Raw genomic sequence first — 15339 nt, forward strand, 5'->3', positions numbered from 1 at the left:
CCCCACCGTCGCCGACGCGGTGGGGGCGTACGCCGTCATCCGGCCGGCGCGAACTGTGCGTTGATCGCCGCCATCATCAGGTCCGCGATGTTCTGCGCCAGTTCGGCGGGGGTCGGGTGGTCGAACACCGCCCGTACCGGTACGTCGACCCGCAATGCCTTCCGCAGCCTTGACGCGACCTGAGTGGCGAGCAGCGAATGCCCGCCCAGCTGGAAGAAGTTGTCGTGGACGCCGATGCGTTCGATGCCCAGGAGCTCCGTCCAGACGGCCGTGATGTGCCGCTCGACGGTGTTGCGCGGCGCCGTGTAGGACGTTCCGAGGTCCGGCCGCCTGCCGTCCGGGACCGGCAGCGCCGCCCGGTCCACCTTGCCGTTCGCGGTCAGCGGCAGCCGCTCCAGCACCATGAACGCCGCCGGGACCATGTAGTCGGGCAGATGGCACCCGAGGTGTGCATGCAGTTCCGCGATGCTCGGAGCGTCCGCTCCCGCGGCCACCAGGTAGGCCACCAGCCGCTTGTCGCCGGCCGTGTCCTCGCGGACGATCACGGCGACCTCGCCGACACCGGGATGGTTGATCAAGTTGGCCTCGATCTCGCCCAGTTCGATGCGGTTGCCGCGGATCTTGACCTGGTGGTCGATCCTGCGCAGGAACTCCAGCTGTCCGTCCGGCCGCCACCGGACCAGGTCGCCGGTGCGGTACACCCGCCCGCCCACCTCCTCGGCCTCGAACGGGACGAACCGCTCCCGCGTCAGATCGCGGCGCCCCAGGTATCCGCGCGCCACCTGCAGGCCACCGACGAGGAGTTCACCGGGAACGCCGACCGGCTGCGGAGTGCCGTGCTGGTTCACCACGAAGCACCGGGTGTTGGCGACCGGCCTGCCGATCGGCGGAACGGCGTCCCCGGGGACGCATACGGTGGAGGTGGCGACGACCGTGGTCTCCGTGGGGCCGTAGTTGTTGATCACGCGGAACGGCAGCCGGGCGCGCGGTGGCATGCGCAGCCGGTCGCCGCCGGTCAGTACGTAGTCGAGGGTGCTGTCCGGGCCCCAGTGGAGCGCCGACAACGACTCCAGCATCGGCGTGGACAGGAACGTGGCGTGGACGCCCTGCTCGCCCAGCCAGTCCCGCAGCAGCTGCGGGGCGAGCCGGACCTTCTCGGCGGCGACGCAGCAGGTCGCACCCCTGGTGAGGCCGAGCCACAGCTCCCACGCCGCCGCGTCGAATGCGATCCCCGCGAGCAGTGCGATCCGCTGCCCCGGCTCAAGGCCGTACTCGCCCGCCGTCCAGTGGACCAGATTGATCAGGCTGCGGTGCTCGACCTGGACACCCTTGGGCCGGCCGGTGGAGCCGCTGGTGTAGATGAGATAGGCCAGGTTGTGAGAGGCGGCGGCCGGCTCCGGGTCGGTGACCGGATCGCCGTCCAGCGGGCCCCCTTCGGCGTCGCACTCGTCGAGCAGCAGCAGGGGGACGCCGGACGGGATCCGGTCCGCATACGCGGCGTGGGTGAGGACGACCGGGGTCTGCGTGTCCCGCACCATGTACGCCAGCCGCTCGACGGGGTACTCCGGGTCCAGCGGCACGTACGCCGCCCCGGCCTTCAGTACCGCCAGCTCCGCCGTCACCAGATCGGCCCCGCGGCCCAGACACACCGCCACCGGCATGTCCGGCCGCGCCCCGTACCGGGTCCGCAGGTGGTGGGCGATCCGGTTGGCGCGCGCGTTCAGCTCGCCGTAAGTCAATGTGGCCTGCGGCCACTCGACGGCCACGGTGTCCGGCTGCTGGGCCGCCCGCTCCTCGAAGAGGCCGTGCAGGGTGGCCGTGTCCGGACAGGCGGCGGCGGTGTCGTTCCACTCGATGAGTGATTTCCGCCGCTCGGCAGGGGTGAGCATGCACAGCTGCGACAGCCGGGCCCCGGGGGCATCGGCGACCGCCTCCAGCAGCGTGCCCAAGTGGCCGGCCAGCCGGTCGACGGTGTCCCGTTCGAAGAGGTCGGTGCGGTACTCCAGGGTCCCGCGCAGGCTGCCGGCCGGGCCCTCGGACATCATCAGACTCAGGTCGAACTTGGCGTCCGGCAGTGTCACCGCGAACGGCTCCACCTCCAGCCCCGGCAGGCTCCACGTGTGGCCGTCCGGCGTGTTCTGCAGAGCGAACAAGATCTGGAACAGTGGGTTTCGCGACGGGTCGCGGTCGGGCGCCAGCTCCTCCACCAGTCGTTCGAAGGGGAGATCCTGGTGATCGTACGCGCCGAGCGCGGTGTCCTTGACCCGGTCGATGAGCTCGGTGAAGGCGGGGTCGCCGGACAGGTCGGTGCGCATCACCAGGGTGTTGACGAAGAAGCCGATCAGCTCCTCGGTCTCGGCCCGGTTGCGGCCGGCGATCGGGCTGCCGACCGCGATGTCGTCCTGCATGCTGTACTTGGCCAGAAGCACCTGGAACGCCGCCAGGAGCACCATGTACAGGCTCGCGTCGTTCGCCGTCGCCGCCGCCCGCAGTCGCGTGGCGACCCCCGCCGGGACCTCGAACGCCACGGTGGAGCCGCCTTCGGGCGGCCCCGCCGGACGGCGGTGGTCGCTCGGCAGCTCCAGCGGCTCCAGCCCGGTGAGCCGGTCCCGCCAGTACGCCAGTTGCTCCTCCAGCACGCCACCGGCCAGTCGCTCTCGTTGCCACACGGAGAAGTCCGCGTACTGAAGCGGCAGTTCGGGCAGACCGGTTGGCGCCACCCCCGATACCGCCGCCTGGTACCTCTCGCGCAGCTCCCGCGCCATGACTCCCTCCGACCATCCATCGGCGGCGATGTGGTGCACCGTCAGCAGGAGGTACGCCTCGTTGTCGGCGAGCCGCACCAGACGGGCGCGCAGTAGCGGACCCGTTGCCAGATCGAACGGCTGACCCGCCTCGGTCTCCGCGAACCGCCGTGCCGCCGAGCTCCTTTCCTCCGGATCGACGACGTGGCGCAGGTCGTGGACGGTTGCTTCCACCGGCGTCGGGGGGTCGATGACCTGCCCCGGCTCACCGTCCTGGGGGACGAACCGGGTCCGCAGGATCTCGTGCCGTGCCACCATTCCGGTGAGCGCCGCGTCCAGCGCCGTCACATCCAGTACGCCACGGACGTGCAGCGCGAACGGTACGACGTACTCGGCGCGTCCCGGCTCCAGCTGGTCCAGGAACCACAGCCGCTGCTGGGCGGAGCTCAGTGGCAGCGGACCGCCGGTCCGGGAAGCGGGCGTGATGCGATCCGCATCGTCCGTGTCGAGCTCCGCCACGACGGCCGCCAGCGCGGCGACCGTCGGCGCCGCGAACACGGCCCGTACCGGCACCTCCACGCCGAGTGCGGTCCGCAGCCGCGAGGTGACCTGCGTGGCCAGCAGCGAATGGCCTCCCAGCTCGAAGAAGTTGTCGTCGACACTGGTGACGTCCGTGTCCAGCACCTGTGACCAGGCCGCCGCCACCGCGCGCTCGGCCGGTGTGCGCGGCGCGACGTTCTCCCCGGGCGAGCGGGGCCCGGGCGCGGGCAGCGCACGCCGGTCCACCTTGCCGTTCGCGGTGAGCGGCAGCCGGTCCAGCACCACGAAGGCGGACGGCACCATGTAGTCGGGCAGATCGCGGCGCAACCGGGCGCGCAGTCCCTCGGTGGTCGGTGCCGGCCCGTCCGGGACGACGTACGCCACCAGGCGCTTGTCTCCCGGGATGTCCTCACGCAGGACGACGGTCGCGCCCGTGACGTCGGGACCGGCCAGCAGCACCGATTCGATCTCGCCCGGTTCGATGCGGTGACCGCGCAGCTTCACCTGGTCGTCGAGCCGTCCCAGGAACTCCAGCTGCCCGTCGGGCAGCCACCGCACCCGGTCCCCGGTGCGGTAGACCCGCCGGGGTGTGCCGTCGATGTCCACGGTGATGAACCGCTCCGCCGTCTGCTGCGGCAACCCCTGGTAGCCGCGTGCCAACCCGGCACCACCGATCAGGAGTTCACCCGGGACTCCGATCGGCACCGGCCGGTCGTGCCGGTCGACGACATGGACGACGGTGTTGCGTACCGGCCGGCCGATCGGCGGCACCGGTACCCCCGGCACCACCTCGGCGGATGTTGTGACCACCGTCGACTCGGTCGGCCCGTAATTGTTGACGACGCGGAACGGCAGCCGCAGCCCGGTCGGCAGACGCAGCGCATCACCGCCGGTGAGGACGTACGCCAGTGAGGTCGTCTCCGGCCAGTCCAGCGCGGCCAGCGCCTCCAGCATGGGTGTGGAGAGAAATGTGCCGTGCACCCGCCGCCCGGCCAGCCAGCGCTGGAGCAGCTCAGGCGTGCGCCGCACCGTGTCGTCGGGGACGCACACGGTGGCACCGGCCGCCAGCGCGGGCCACAGCTCCCACGCCGCCGCGTCGAAGCCGATTCCCGCGAGATGCGCGACCCGGCGGCCCGGCGCCGCGCCGAAGCTCTCCACCGTCCAGTGGATCAGGTTGACCAGGCTTCGGTGCTCGATCTGTACCCCCTTGGGGCGGCCGGTGGAGCCGCTGGTGTAGATCAGATAGGCCAGGTCGTGCGGGGCGGCGGCGGGTTCCGGGTCGTGCGGCGCCAGATCCTGGATGCGCGGCCAGTCCCGGTCGGTGAGGAAGCGATGGGGTGTGCGGGGCAGCCGGGCCGTGTGCGCGGCGTCGGTCACCACGTGCGCAGCTCCGGAGTCCTCGATCATGAACGCGAGCCGGTCCGCCGGCAGCTCCGGGTCAAGGGGCACGTACGCGGCCCCCGACTTCAGCGCCGCGAGCAGCGCGGTGATCTGGTCGGGCCCGCGCTCCAGGCAGACGGCGACCACCCGGCCGGGCCCGGCACCGAGCGACCGCAGGTGCCGGGCGAGCCGATTGGCACGCTCGTTCAGCTCCCGGTACGTCAGCTCCCCGGTCTCCGACCGTACCGCTGCCGTACCGGGCAGTTGCGCGGCGCGCTCCTCGACGAGCCGGTGCGCCGTCGTGGCGGTGTCCGGGGAGAGGGACGACGTCCCGGACCACTCGGTCAGCACGCGCCGGCGCTCGGCGCCGACCAGCACCTCCAGCTCCGACAGCCGCTGCCTCCGGCCCGAGACCGCCGCTTCGAGCAGCGTGGTGAAGTGACCGGCCAGCCGTCTCGCCGTCGCGCGTTCGAACAGGTCCACGGCGAACACGAGATTTCCGTCGAGCGAACCGTCGGGCCGTTCGGTCAGGAACAGCGTCAGGTCGAACTTGGCCTCCTCCGTCCGCACCGCGAACGGCTCCACCTCAAGACCCGGTAGCTCCCACGCGTTCCCGTCCGGTGTGTTCTGGAGCACGAACATGGTCTGGAACAGCGGGGTGCGCGACAGATCCCGCTCCGGCGCCAGTTCCTCCACCAGCCGCTCGAACGGCAGCTCCTGGTGGTCGTACGCACCGAGTGCGGTGTCCCTGACCCGGTCGAGCAGATCACCGAAGGTCGGATCGCCGGACAGGTCGGTGCGCATCACGAGGGTGTTGACGAAGAAGCCGATCAGCTCCTCGGTCTCGGCCCGGCTGCGACCGGCGACCGGGCTGCCGACCGCGATGTCCTCCTGCCCGCTGTACTCCGCCATGAGCAGCTGGAACACCGCCAGCAGGGACATGAACAGGCTGGCGCCGTGCCCCGCCGCCGTCCGCCGGGCCACTTCGACCACGTCGGCGGGCACGGTGAAGGCGACCGCGTCACCGCGGCCCGACCGCTCGGCCGGACGGCGGTGGTCGGTCGGCAGCTCCAGCGGCTGGAGGCCGGCGAGCCGGTCGCGCCAGTACGCTGCCTGTCCGTCCAACGCCGGCCCGTCCAGGGCCTCCCGCTGCCAGGCCGCGAAGTCCGCGTACTGGAGCTCCAGCGGTACGAGACCGGCTTCACGGCCCGCGACCGCCGCCCCGTACAGTTCCCGCAGCTCCCGTGCCAGGACACCCTCCGACCAGCCGTCGGAGACGATGTGGTGCAGCGCGATCAGCAGCAGCCACTCCTCCTCGGCGACACGCACCGCCACCGCTCGCAGCAGCGGCCCCGCCGCCAGGTCGAACGGCATTCCCGCCGCCTCGCGCAGGATGCCGAGCGCCGCGTCGCCACCGAGGCCCCGTGCGTCGCGCACCTCGACGGCCACTTCTCGCGGCGCCTCGACGATCTGGACCGGACGGCCTGTGCCGTCCGCCACGAACCGGGTCCGCAGGATCTCGTGCCGGGCCACCAGCGCCGTCAGCGCGGCTCCGAACACGTCCGGTGCGAAGCGGCCCGTGACCCGCAGCCCGGCAGGGACGACGTACTCCGCTCGTCCCGGCTCCAACTGGTCCAGGAACCACAGCCGTTGCTGGGCGAATGACAGTGGCAGCGGCCCCGCCGGCCGGTCCGCGCGCGGCATCGCCGTCACCGTGCCCGGGGCGAGCGCGTCGAGGGCGGTCGCCAGCAGCGCGGGGGTCGACGCCTCGAACAGGGTGCGGTGGGACACGTCCACGCCCAGGTCCCGGCGCAGCCGGGAAGCGACCCGGGCGGCCAGCAGAGAGTGCCCGCCCAGCTCGAAGAAGTCGTCGTCGATGCCCACCGGGTCTACGCCCAGCAACTCGGCCCAGATACCGACGACCGCCACCTGCGTCGCTGTGCTGGGCGCCGTGTACGCCACGGGCAGCTCCGGGCGGTGGCCCTGCGGCGCAGGCAGCGCCTTACGGTCCACCTTGCCGTTCGGCGTCAGAGGAAGCCGCTCCAGCGTCACGTACCGGGCGGGCACCATGTGCTCCGGCAGAACCCGCGCCAGGGCCCGGCGCAGACCGGACGCCGCCGGACCGGCATCGCCCGCCGCCACCAGATACGCCACCAGGCGCTTGTCGCCCGGGACGTCCTCGCGGACCACGACGGTCGCCGCCGCCACACCCGGCCGGGCGAGCAGGGCGTTCTCGATCTCGCCCAGTTCCACCCGGTGGCCGCGCAGCTTGACCTGGTCGTCGATCCGGCCGAGGTAGACCAGTCGCCCGTCCGGCAGCCACTTCACCAGGTCCCCGGTGCGGTACACCCGGGCGTCCGGATCCGCCGAGAACGGGTGGGGCACGAACCGCTCCGCCGTCAGATCGGGCCGCCCCAGATAGCCGAGGGCCACGTTCACCCCGCCGATCAGCAACTCGCCCGGCACGCCCGCCGGCTGGACCTCGCCGTGCGCGCCGACCACGAAGACTTCGGTGTTGTCGATCGCGCGGCCCATCGGCACGTGCTCCGCCGCGGGGTCCACCGACACCGTCCGGCTGACCACGTTGCCCACGGTCGCCTCGGTCGGCCCGTACTCGTTGACGACGGCCGTGTCGTCCGCGCCGCTCACCAGCACCCGGTGGGTCAGCGCCGGTGTCAGGTCCTCGCCGCCCGCCACCACCGTCGCGATGCCGTGCCGCAACCCGCCCCGCTCCAGCCGGGCGGCCAACAGTTCCAGATGGGAGGGCGTCGCCTTGAGGAAGCTGATCCGCGCGCCGCACGCCACGAGATCCAAGGCCGCGTCGAACACGGTCTGCCCAGGACCTGGGACCGGTATCGTCAGGCGCAGCCCCTGCACCAGCGGGAGGAACAGCGCGGTGACCGTCAGGTCGAAGGCCGCCGACGAGCACAGCAACGAGCCGATTTCGGCACCGGGCGCGGCCGGATAGTTGCGGTCGCACCAGTGCAGGTAGTTGACGACACCCCGGTGCGCCACACGGACGCCCTTGGGACGGCCCGTCGAGCCCGAGGTGTAGATGACGTAGGCCAGGTCGTCGGCGCTTGCTTCGACCACCGGGGCCGAGCTGTCGCCGTCCGGCCAGCCACTGTCGGTGAGCAGCAGTTCGGGTCCCGGCGCGAACAGGGAGGCGTGTGCGGACTGCGTGACCACCACGGGCGCCGCACTGTCACCGACCATGTAGCGCAGCCGCTCGGCCGGGTAAGACGGGTCCAACGGCACATACGCGGCACCGGACTTGAGTACCCCGAGCAGGGCGCACACCAGATCGGCGCCGTGGTCCAGGCACACCGCGACCAGCGCGCCGGGTCCGACGCCCCGCTCGCCGAGACGGCGCGCGAGCCGGTTCGCCCGCTCGTCCAGCGCACGGTAGGTCAGCAGCTGCCCGCCATGCTCCAGGGCGACCGCGTTCGGCTGCCGGGTGGCCCGCTCCTCGACCAGCCGGTGGACGGTCGACGTGTCCGGGAACGCGGAGCGGGCGCCGTTCCACTCGGTGAGGATCCGCGTCCGCTCAGTCGCCGTCAGCATCTCCAGCGCGGCCTGCCGCGTCCCCGGTGCCTCGGCGGCGGACCGGGCGAGGACGCCGAAGTGGTCCGCCAGGCGCTCCGCCGTGGCCCGGTCGAACAGGTCCGTGCGGTAGCCCAGGACACCACGCAGCGCGTCGCCGTCGGCGGCGAGTTCCAGGGTGACCTGCGCCGTGGGCGCGAGCATGGCCGGAGCCTCGCCTGCCGTGTGCCACGCGAAGCACGGGGCATCGTCCAGCGCACCGCCGGCCGCCTCCGTGAGCCGCGCGTAGGGCAGGCCACGCCGCGCACGCAGGGCCGTCGCGACGTGTGTCAGCGCGTCCTCGAACAGCGGGTCGCCGTCCGGGCCCCGTACGGCCCGTACCCGTCCGTCGTCACCCCACACGACCACCGGGACATCGCCCCGGCCGGAGTGCCGTGCGACCAGTGCCTGGAACACCGTCAGCAGGGCCGTCGGCAGATCCGTTCCCCGCTCGTGCGCCGTCGCGGACAGCGCCTTTGCCGTCACGGCGGGTACGTCGAAGACGACCCGGTCCGAGGGACCCGGCCCGCCGTCCGACGGGCGCCGGTCCGCCGGCAGTTCCAGCGGCTCCAGGCCCGCCAGCGCGTGCCGCCACTCCTCCACCTGGTGATCAGCCACCGTTCACTCCCCATCGTCAGCACGTTGTCAGCGGTACAAGCGGTACAAGCGGTTCGGCGCCGGAAGGACGTCCGCGGTGAGCACGTTAGGACGCGGGCACGGGCGCCCCCAGTGGGCACAAGTGACGCCCCGGCGGCTGGCCACAAGTGCCCAGTGCCGCGGGGGAACACCGCTGGCCACGATGGACGACGTCACCCGCCGACAGCCCGGACGTCCGGAGCCGACTCCCCGAAGTGCCGCCGAACGTCCGCAAGACGGAAGGGACTTCGGAGAATCGATCAGGGCAGGGCATGCCCCGGATGACTGGCCCGATCGCAGTGATCGCGGCCCCTACGGTGTCGAGAGGAAAGCCGTTCGTGTACCAGCGTCACCAGCCCCCGGAGAGCCCGCCCCGCGTGGTCCTGAGCACCATCCCCTCGGACGCGCACACCTGGAACCTGCTGTTCCTCCACCTCCTGCTGGAGGAACAGGGATGGGAGGTCAGCAACCTCGGTGCCTGCGTCCCGGTCGACACCCTGGTCACCGAGTCCGCCGCACGGCCCCCCGACCTCATCGTCGTGAGCACCGTCAACGGCCACGGCGCCGAGGAGGCCCCGGCCCTGGCCCGCGCGGTGCGTGCCGTGCCCGCCCTGGTACGGGTGCCGCTCGTCATCGGCGGCAAGCTCGACACCGAGGGGTCCGTCGACCCTGACGCCCATCCCGCGCTCACCGAGGCCGGCTTCGATGCCGTCCTGATCGGGCCGAACGCCGTGCCGCGCCTGCTTGCCCTGCTCGACTCCCTTTCGCAGCGCGGACACGGAAGGGCCTACGCCGATGCCGTCCGCTGATCCCGCCCGCGGCAGCGCGACGCCGCGCCCCGGCCCCGCCCACGGTGGGGCCTTCCACCGCTTCATGGCCGACGCCGCACGCTCCGGCACGCTCGTCGTCCAGCCCCGTATGGGGTTCGCCGACCCCGCCAGGATGCGCACGGGACTGCTCGCCACCCGTGGCGCCGCCGCCACCACCGTCGGCACCCTCACCCTCGACAGCTTCACCCGCGTCGGCGACTACGCCGCCGCCGCCCGCGCCGCTGCCCAGGGGCACCCGCTCAACGGATACCCGCTCGTGAGCATGCCCGTCGCCACCACCACCGGGCTGCTCGACGGCGTCCATGGCGAGGACTTCCCCGTCCAGGTGCGGCACGGCTCCGCGCGGCCCGGCCGCATCGTCGAGGCACTGATCGACGCCGGGCTCGACGCCACCGAGGGCGGCCCCGTCTCCTACTGCCTGCCCTACGGGCGTACCTCGCTGGCCACGTCCGTACGGGCATGGCGCGAGGCGTGCCGCACGCTGGCCGCGCTCCGGGTGTCCGGCGTCGAACCGCACCTGGAGAGCTTCGGCGGCTGCATGCTGGGCCAGCTCTGCCCGCCCTCGCTGCTCATCGCCCTCTCCGTACTGGAAGGGATGTTCTTCCGGCAGCACGGCCTGCGCAGCGTCTCCCTGAGCTACGCCCAGCAGACCAGCCCGGAGCAGGACGAGGAAGCCGTCCACGCGCTGCGCGCCCTGGCCGCCGACCATCTCCCGGACACCTCCTGGCACGTGGTCGTCTACGCCTACATGGGCGTCTATCCGGAGACCAGGCCCGGCGCGCTGGCCCTCGTCGCGGACGCCGCCCGGCTCGCGGTACGGACCGGAGCCGCGCGCCTCATCGTCAAGACGGCCGCCGAGGCCGCCCGTATTCCGTCGGTCGCCGAGAACGTCACGGCGCTGGAGACGGCCACGAACGCCGCGCGGTCCGTGCGGCGCACCGCACCACCGCCGTCCACCGGCGTCGAGGAGGAGGCCCGCGCTCTCGTGGAGGCCGTCCTCGGCCTGCACGACGACCTCGGGCAGGCCCTGATCCGGGCCTTCGCCCGTGGCTACCTCGACGTCCCCTTCTGCCTGCACCCCGACAACGCGGGCCGCACCCGCAGCGTCATCTCCGAGCAGGGCCGGCTGGAGTGGTCCCGTACCGGCTCCTTGCCGCTCGGCCCCACCGCCGCCGTGCACAGCTCCCGCCGCCTGACCTCGTCGGGACTGATGTACGCGCTCCAGCACGTCAAGACCCGCTACGACGCGCCCGCCGTCTCGCTCGCCCGAGCGAGCTGACCGCTCGTCACCCTCCCCCTCCGAAGCCCTTCTCGGGCCAGTGAACCGTACGTCGACCGGACAAGGACCGACATGACACTCCAGATCGATCATTCCCTGGCGTTCGCCGCCGCTCCCGCCCTGCCCTCGCCGCTGGAACACCTGCGTGACCCGCGCACCAGGGCGGCCCTACGCGTCCAGCAGGCCCTGGTCGCGGGTGCCCGCGCCTACCTGCGTGCCGATGACGCGGTGGAAATGGCCCACCCGATCATCGGTCCCGTCACCGACCCCGGCTCGCGCGGCGCCAAGCAGGTCGACGTCGACTTCTACGGCCACCGCTACAAGCTGATGACCAGCGCCATCCTCTACAAGCAGGCGTCCCTGCTGGCGTACGACCGCATCTTCCTCATCGCGCCCAACGTCCGCCTGGAACCGGTGGAGACCAGCACGACCAACCGTCACCTCGCCGAGTTCCGGCAGATCGACGTCGAGTACGCGGGCGCCACCCGCGACGACGCCATGGACATCGCCGAGGGTCTCGTCCGCCATGCGGTCACCACCGTCGCCGACGAGTGCGGCGCCGAACTCGCCGTACTGGGCCGCGATCCCGACACCCTGCGCCGGTTCGTCGCCCGGCCGTTCGCCCGTGTGCCGCACGGCGAGGTCGTCGAGCGGCTGCGCCGCGACGGCTACCCGCAGGCCGAAGGCACGGAGATCGAGTGGGAGGCCGAGGAGCGCGTCTCCCGCCAGGCCGAAGCCCCGTTCTTCGTCGTCGGCTACCCCAAGGGCTCTCGCGGCTTCTACGACAAGGAGAGCCCGGCCGAGCCCGGCACCCTGCTCAACTTCGACCTGATCGCACCCGAGTCCTGCGGTGAACTGTGCAGCGGCAGCGAGCGCGAGAGTGAATACGCCGCCCTGGTCACCCGGATGCGGGAGACCGGCGAGAACCCCGCCAAGTACGCCTGGTACCTCGATGTCGCCCGGCACGGCATTCCCCGGAGCGGGGGCTTCGGCATCGGCCTGGAACGCCTCACCCGCTGGGTCGCCGGCCTCGACTCCGTATGGCAGGCGACCGCCTTCCCCAAGCTCGCGGGGGTCGTGTCCCCGTGACGTACCTGACCGCACCCGGCCTGCCCGAGGACGCCATCCGCGCCCGTGCCCGCGACGGATCCGCCGCCGTCTTCCCGCCCCTCGACAGCTACGGCACCGCCGTCTTCGGCGGGACGCGCGAGCCGGGCGACGAGATCGACGCCCTGCGCCTGGCGCCGCCTGTCTTCATGCCCGGCCGCCTCGCCCAGCTCGTCGAACTCGGGCGCGAGCCCCTCTACTCCGACGTCCGCCTCACCACCGGCCTCGGCGGCTTCGACGCCCCGCTGCCGGTGTACGTGTCGGCCCTTGGCTCCACCCGCGTCGCCGGTACCAGCCTCGCCCTCAGCCGCCAGGCCGGGCGCCTCGGCATCCCCATGGTCATCGGGGAGAACGTCGCCCCGATGAACGGCTTCCGCAGCAGCGGCGACGACCACCGCAAGGGACTGCTGGAACGCATCCTCGCCTACTGCGAGGAACTGCCCGACGGCGTCGGCGGCCTCTGCGTCCAGCAGAGCACCGAGGACGCCGACTCCGAGGTCTGGAACCACGTCTACAGCGACTCCGCCGTTTCAGGACTCCTCGCCTCGGGCCGCCTCGGCTTCGAGATGAAGGTCGGTCAGGGCGCCAAGCCAGGACTCGGCGGCCTCACCATGGTCAGCGAGGCGGTCGCCGCCGACCTCGAAGGACAGTACGCCGTCGAACGCCTCACAGACGGCGGAGCGGTCCTGCGCTGCTCCAGCCCCGGTACCTTCACCGACGAGATCTTCCGCCGGCAGATCCAGCTCATGCGCAACAACTACCCGCGCGCCCGCTGCTGGGTGAAGCTCTTCCCCGGCAGGGACGTCGGCCACGCCGCCGACATCGCCTGGGATTCGGGTGCCCACGCCGTCACCGTCGACGGAGCCGAGGGCGGCACCGGGTGGGCCCCCACCGGCTTCCTGGGCCATGTCGGACTGCCGCTGGCCGAGTGCCTGCGCCGCGTCGAACCCGCCGGCCGCACCCTGCTCGCCAGCGGACGCGTCTGGGACGGTATCCGCGCCGTGAAACTGCTCGCCCTCGGCGCCCGCGCCGTCGGCCTCGGCCGCGCCGCGCTGGTAGCCGCCGACGAGGACCCCGTACACGGACTCGAACGCCTCCTGGACGCCATGGCCCTGGAGATGCGCATGGCCGTCAGCTCCCTCGGCAGATACGCGGCGGACGAGACCGGCCCCGAGGACCTGTGGAGGCCCGAGTCGTGATCTACGAGCACACGTACGAGATAGTCACCGACGACCTCTTCGTCCGCCTGCCACGGATGGCACCGGGCGCCGAGGTCTTCCTCAAGATCGAGGGGCTCAACCCGGCCGGCTCCGTCAAGCTCAAGACGGCACTGAGCCTGGTCGAGACCGCCGAGCACCGTGGCGTACTCACCCCCGGAGCCCGCGTCATCGAATCATCCTCCGGGAACCTCGGCATCGCCCTCAGCTCCATCTGCGCCACCAAGGGATACGCCTTCACCTGCGTGGTCGACCCCAACACCAACGCAACCAGCATCGACCACATGCGCGCCCTCGGCGCCGAGGTCGTCGTCGTGGACACCGTCGACGCCAACGGCGGCTTCCTCCAGTCCCGCATCGCCCACATCCGGCGCCGCGTCGAGGCCGACCCCGCCATGGTGTGGCTCAACCAGTACGCCAACCCGGCCAACCCCCGCGCCCACTACGAGCAGACCGCGCGCGCCCTGCTCAAGGAGCTCCAGCAGATCGACTACCTGTTCGTCGGCGCGGGCTCCACCGGCACGTTCGTCGGCTGCTCGCGGTACCTGCGCGAGTTCTCCCCGGACACCCGGATCGTCGCCGTGGACGCCGTCGGCTCTGTCATCTTCGGGGCACCGCCCGGACCCCGCCTCATCCCCGGAATCGGCGCCAGCCGCGTCCCCGAGCTCTTCGAACCCGGCCTTGCCGACGACGTCGTGCTCGTCGCCGAGGAGAACGCGGTCCACGAGTGCCGACTGCTCGCCCGCACTCACGGCCTCCTGGTCGGAGGCTCCACCGGATCCGTCCTGGCCGCGATCCGCCAGTACGCCGACGCGTTCCCCGCCGGCTCCCGTATCGCCGCGATCTCACCCGACCTGGGCGAGCGCTACCTCGGCACGGTCTACAACGACGCCTGGGTGGAAGAACACCTCGGTGTCCTCGCGTGACCACCACCGCCCCGCGCCCCGCCCGCGAAAGGGAATGCCGATGTCTGCTTTTCATGTGATAGATGGCGCCGTCGCCCGAGACGTCATCACCTCCGCACCGTCCGAGATCCTGGAGATCGTGCGGGACACCTACCTCCAGCACAGCCGCGGCGACACCGTGAACCCCGACAGCTACTTCCTGCGTTTCCCCGAGAACCCCGGCGCCCGCATCATCGCCCTCCCCGCCCACCTGGGCGGCGAGGCACCGGTCTCCGGCCTGAAGTGGATCGCCAGCTACCCGGAGAACGTACGGCAGAACCTGCCCCGCGCCTCCGCGGTCCTGCTCCTCAACGACGCCGAGACCGGATACCCGTTCGCCTGCCTGGAGGCGTCCCGCATCAGCGCCGCCCGTACGGCGGCCTCCGCCGCACTCGCCGTGGAGACCCTGGCCCCCGACGACGCGCCCCGCACGGTGCTCTTCGTCGGCGCCGGCGTCATCGGCCGTACGGTCTCCGACTTCCTCGCGGCCCGTGGACTCAACGTCGGCGAGTGTCTCGTCCACGACCATGTGGACTCGTACGCCGAGAAGTTCGCCACCTACGCGGCCGAAGCCCACGGGTGGCAGACCAGAGCGGTCTCCGAGATCGACGCGGCCCTGGCCACCGCCGACCTGGTGGTCCTCGCGACCACCGCGCCGGCGCCGTGGCTGGCGGACGGCCAGCCCCTGCTTCCGGACCAGCTCATCCTGAACCTGTCCCTGCGCGACATCCACCCCACAGTCATGATCAAGTGCCACAACGTCCTCGACGACATCGACCACTGCCTCACCGCTCAGACCTCACCCCACCTCACCGAGACGGAGTACGGTACCCGCGACTTCATCGACGGCACCCTCGCCGACGTCCTGCGCGGCAAGGTCATCCTCGACCGGGACCGCCCCATCGTCTTCTCGCCGTTCGGCCTCGGCGTCCTGGACCTGGCGGTCGGCTGCCACATCTACCGGACAGCCCTGGAAAGCGGCCGTGCCACCGAAGTTCCCGGCTTCTTCCCGGAGCTGACACGGTGGTGAGCTGACCAGACCGTCGCAGTCGACGTCTCGCCCCGGCCCCGGGCTCCTCC

The 15339-nt window shown here is 72.0% G+C and carries 7 protein-coding genes; 6 read left to right on the forward strand and 1 reads right to left on the reverse strand.

Going from position 1 to position 15339, the window contains the following annotated elements; all coding sequences use genetic code 11:
* Positions 1-35: 35 nt before the first annotated feature.
* On the reverse strand, positions 36-8864 hold the full coding sequence (locus OHA19_RS34225; protein WP_405752749.1) for an amino acid adenylation domain-containing protein: 8829 nt from the start codon (positions 8862-8864) through the stop codon (positions 36-38).
* A 356-nt stretch (positions 8865-9220) separates the two neighbouring features.
* Here OHA19_RS34225 and OHA19_RS34230 point away from each other — a divergent pair, with 356 nt between their 5' ends.
* The 6 genes from OHA19_RS34230 to sbnB all read left to right on the forward strand — a co-directional run bounded on the left by OHA19_RS34230 (position 9221) and on the right by sbnB (position 15289).
* The gene (locus OHA19_RS34230) at positions 9221-9691 is read left to right on the forward strand and encodes a cobalamin B12-binding domain-containing protein (protein ID WP_405710262.1); all 471 of its coding nucleotides are present in this window, start codon (positions 9221-9223) and stop codon (positions 9689-9691) included.
* The gene (locus tag OHA19_RS34235) at positions 9678-10991 is read left to right on the forward strand and encodes a methylaspartate mutase (protein ID WP_405710259.1); all 1314 of its coding nucleotides are present in this window, start codon (positions 9678-9680) and stop codon (positions 10989-10991) included. Before OHA19_RS34230 ends, OHA19_RS34235 begins: the two co-directional genes overlap by 14 nt.
* A gap of 72 nt (positions 10992-11063) precedes the next feature.
* Positions 11064-12080 (forward strand): asparagine synthetase A, encoded by a 1017-nt coding sequence (locus OHA19_RS34240; RefSeq protein WP_229846290.1) that lies wholly within the window; start codon positions 11064-11066, stop codon positions 12078-12080.
* Positions 12077-13297 carry a glutamate synthase-related protein gene (locus tag OHA19_RS34245; protein WP_405710256.1) on the forward strand — a complete coding sequence of 407 codons (1221 nt, stop codon included), beginning with the start codon at positions 12077-12079 and terminating at the stop codon, positions 13295-13297. The genes OHA19_RS34240 and OHA19_RS34245 overlap by 4 nt, the downstream gene beginning before the upstream one ends.
* The gene (gene sbnA, locus OHA19_RS34250; protein ID WP_329831196.1) at positions 13294-14241 is read left to right on the forward strand and encodes a 2,3-diaminopropionate biosynthesis protein SbnA; all 948 of its coding nucleotides are present in this window, start codon (positions 13294-13296) and stop codon (positions 14239-14241) included. The genes OHA19_RS34245 and sbnA overlap by 4 nt, the downstream gene beginning before the upstream one ends.
* A gap of 40 nt (positions 14242-14281) precedes the next feature.
* Positions 14282-15289, forward strand: a complete 1008-nt coding sequence (sbnB, locus tag OHA19_RS34255) for a 2,3-diaminopropionate biosynthesis protein SbnB (RefSeq protein WP_405710252.1) — start codon at positions 14282-14284, stop codon at positions 15287-15289.
* Positions 15290-15339 lie beyond the last annotated feature (50 nt).

The sequence above is a fragment of the Streptomyces sp. NBC_00012 genome, from assembly GCF_045040875.1.
Classification (GTDB): domain Bacteria; phylum Actinomycetota; class Actinomycetes; order Streptomycetales; family Streptomycetaceae; genus Streptomyces.

Bases quoted from the DNA above. Each gene is read 5' to 3' on its own strand.
- OHA19_RS34235 (WP_405710259.1), top strand. From the start codon at position 9,678: ATGCCGTCCGCTGATCCCGCCCGCGGCAGCGCGACGCCGCGCCCCGGC.
- OHA19_RS34240 (WP_229846290.1), top strand. From the start codon at position 11,064: ATGACACTCCAGATCGATCATTCCCTGGCGTTCGCCGCCGCTCCCGCC.
- sbnB (WP_405710252.1), top strand. From the start codon at position 14,282: ATGTCTGCTTTTCATGTGATAGATGGCGCCGTCGCCCGAGACGTCATC.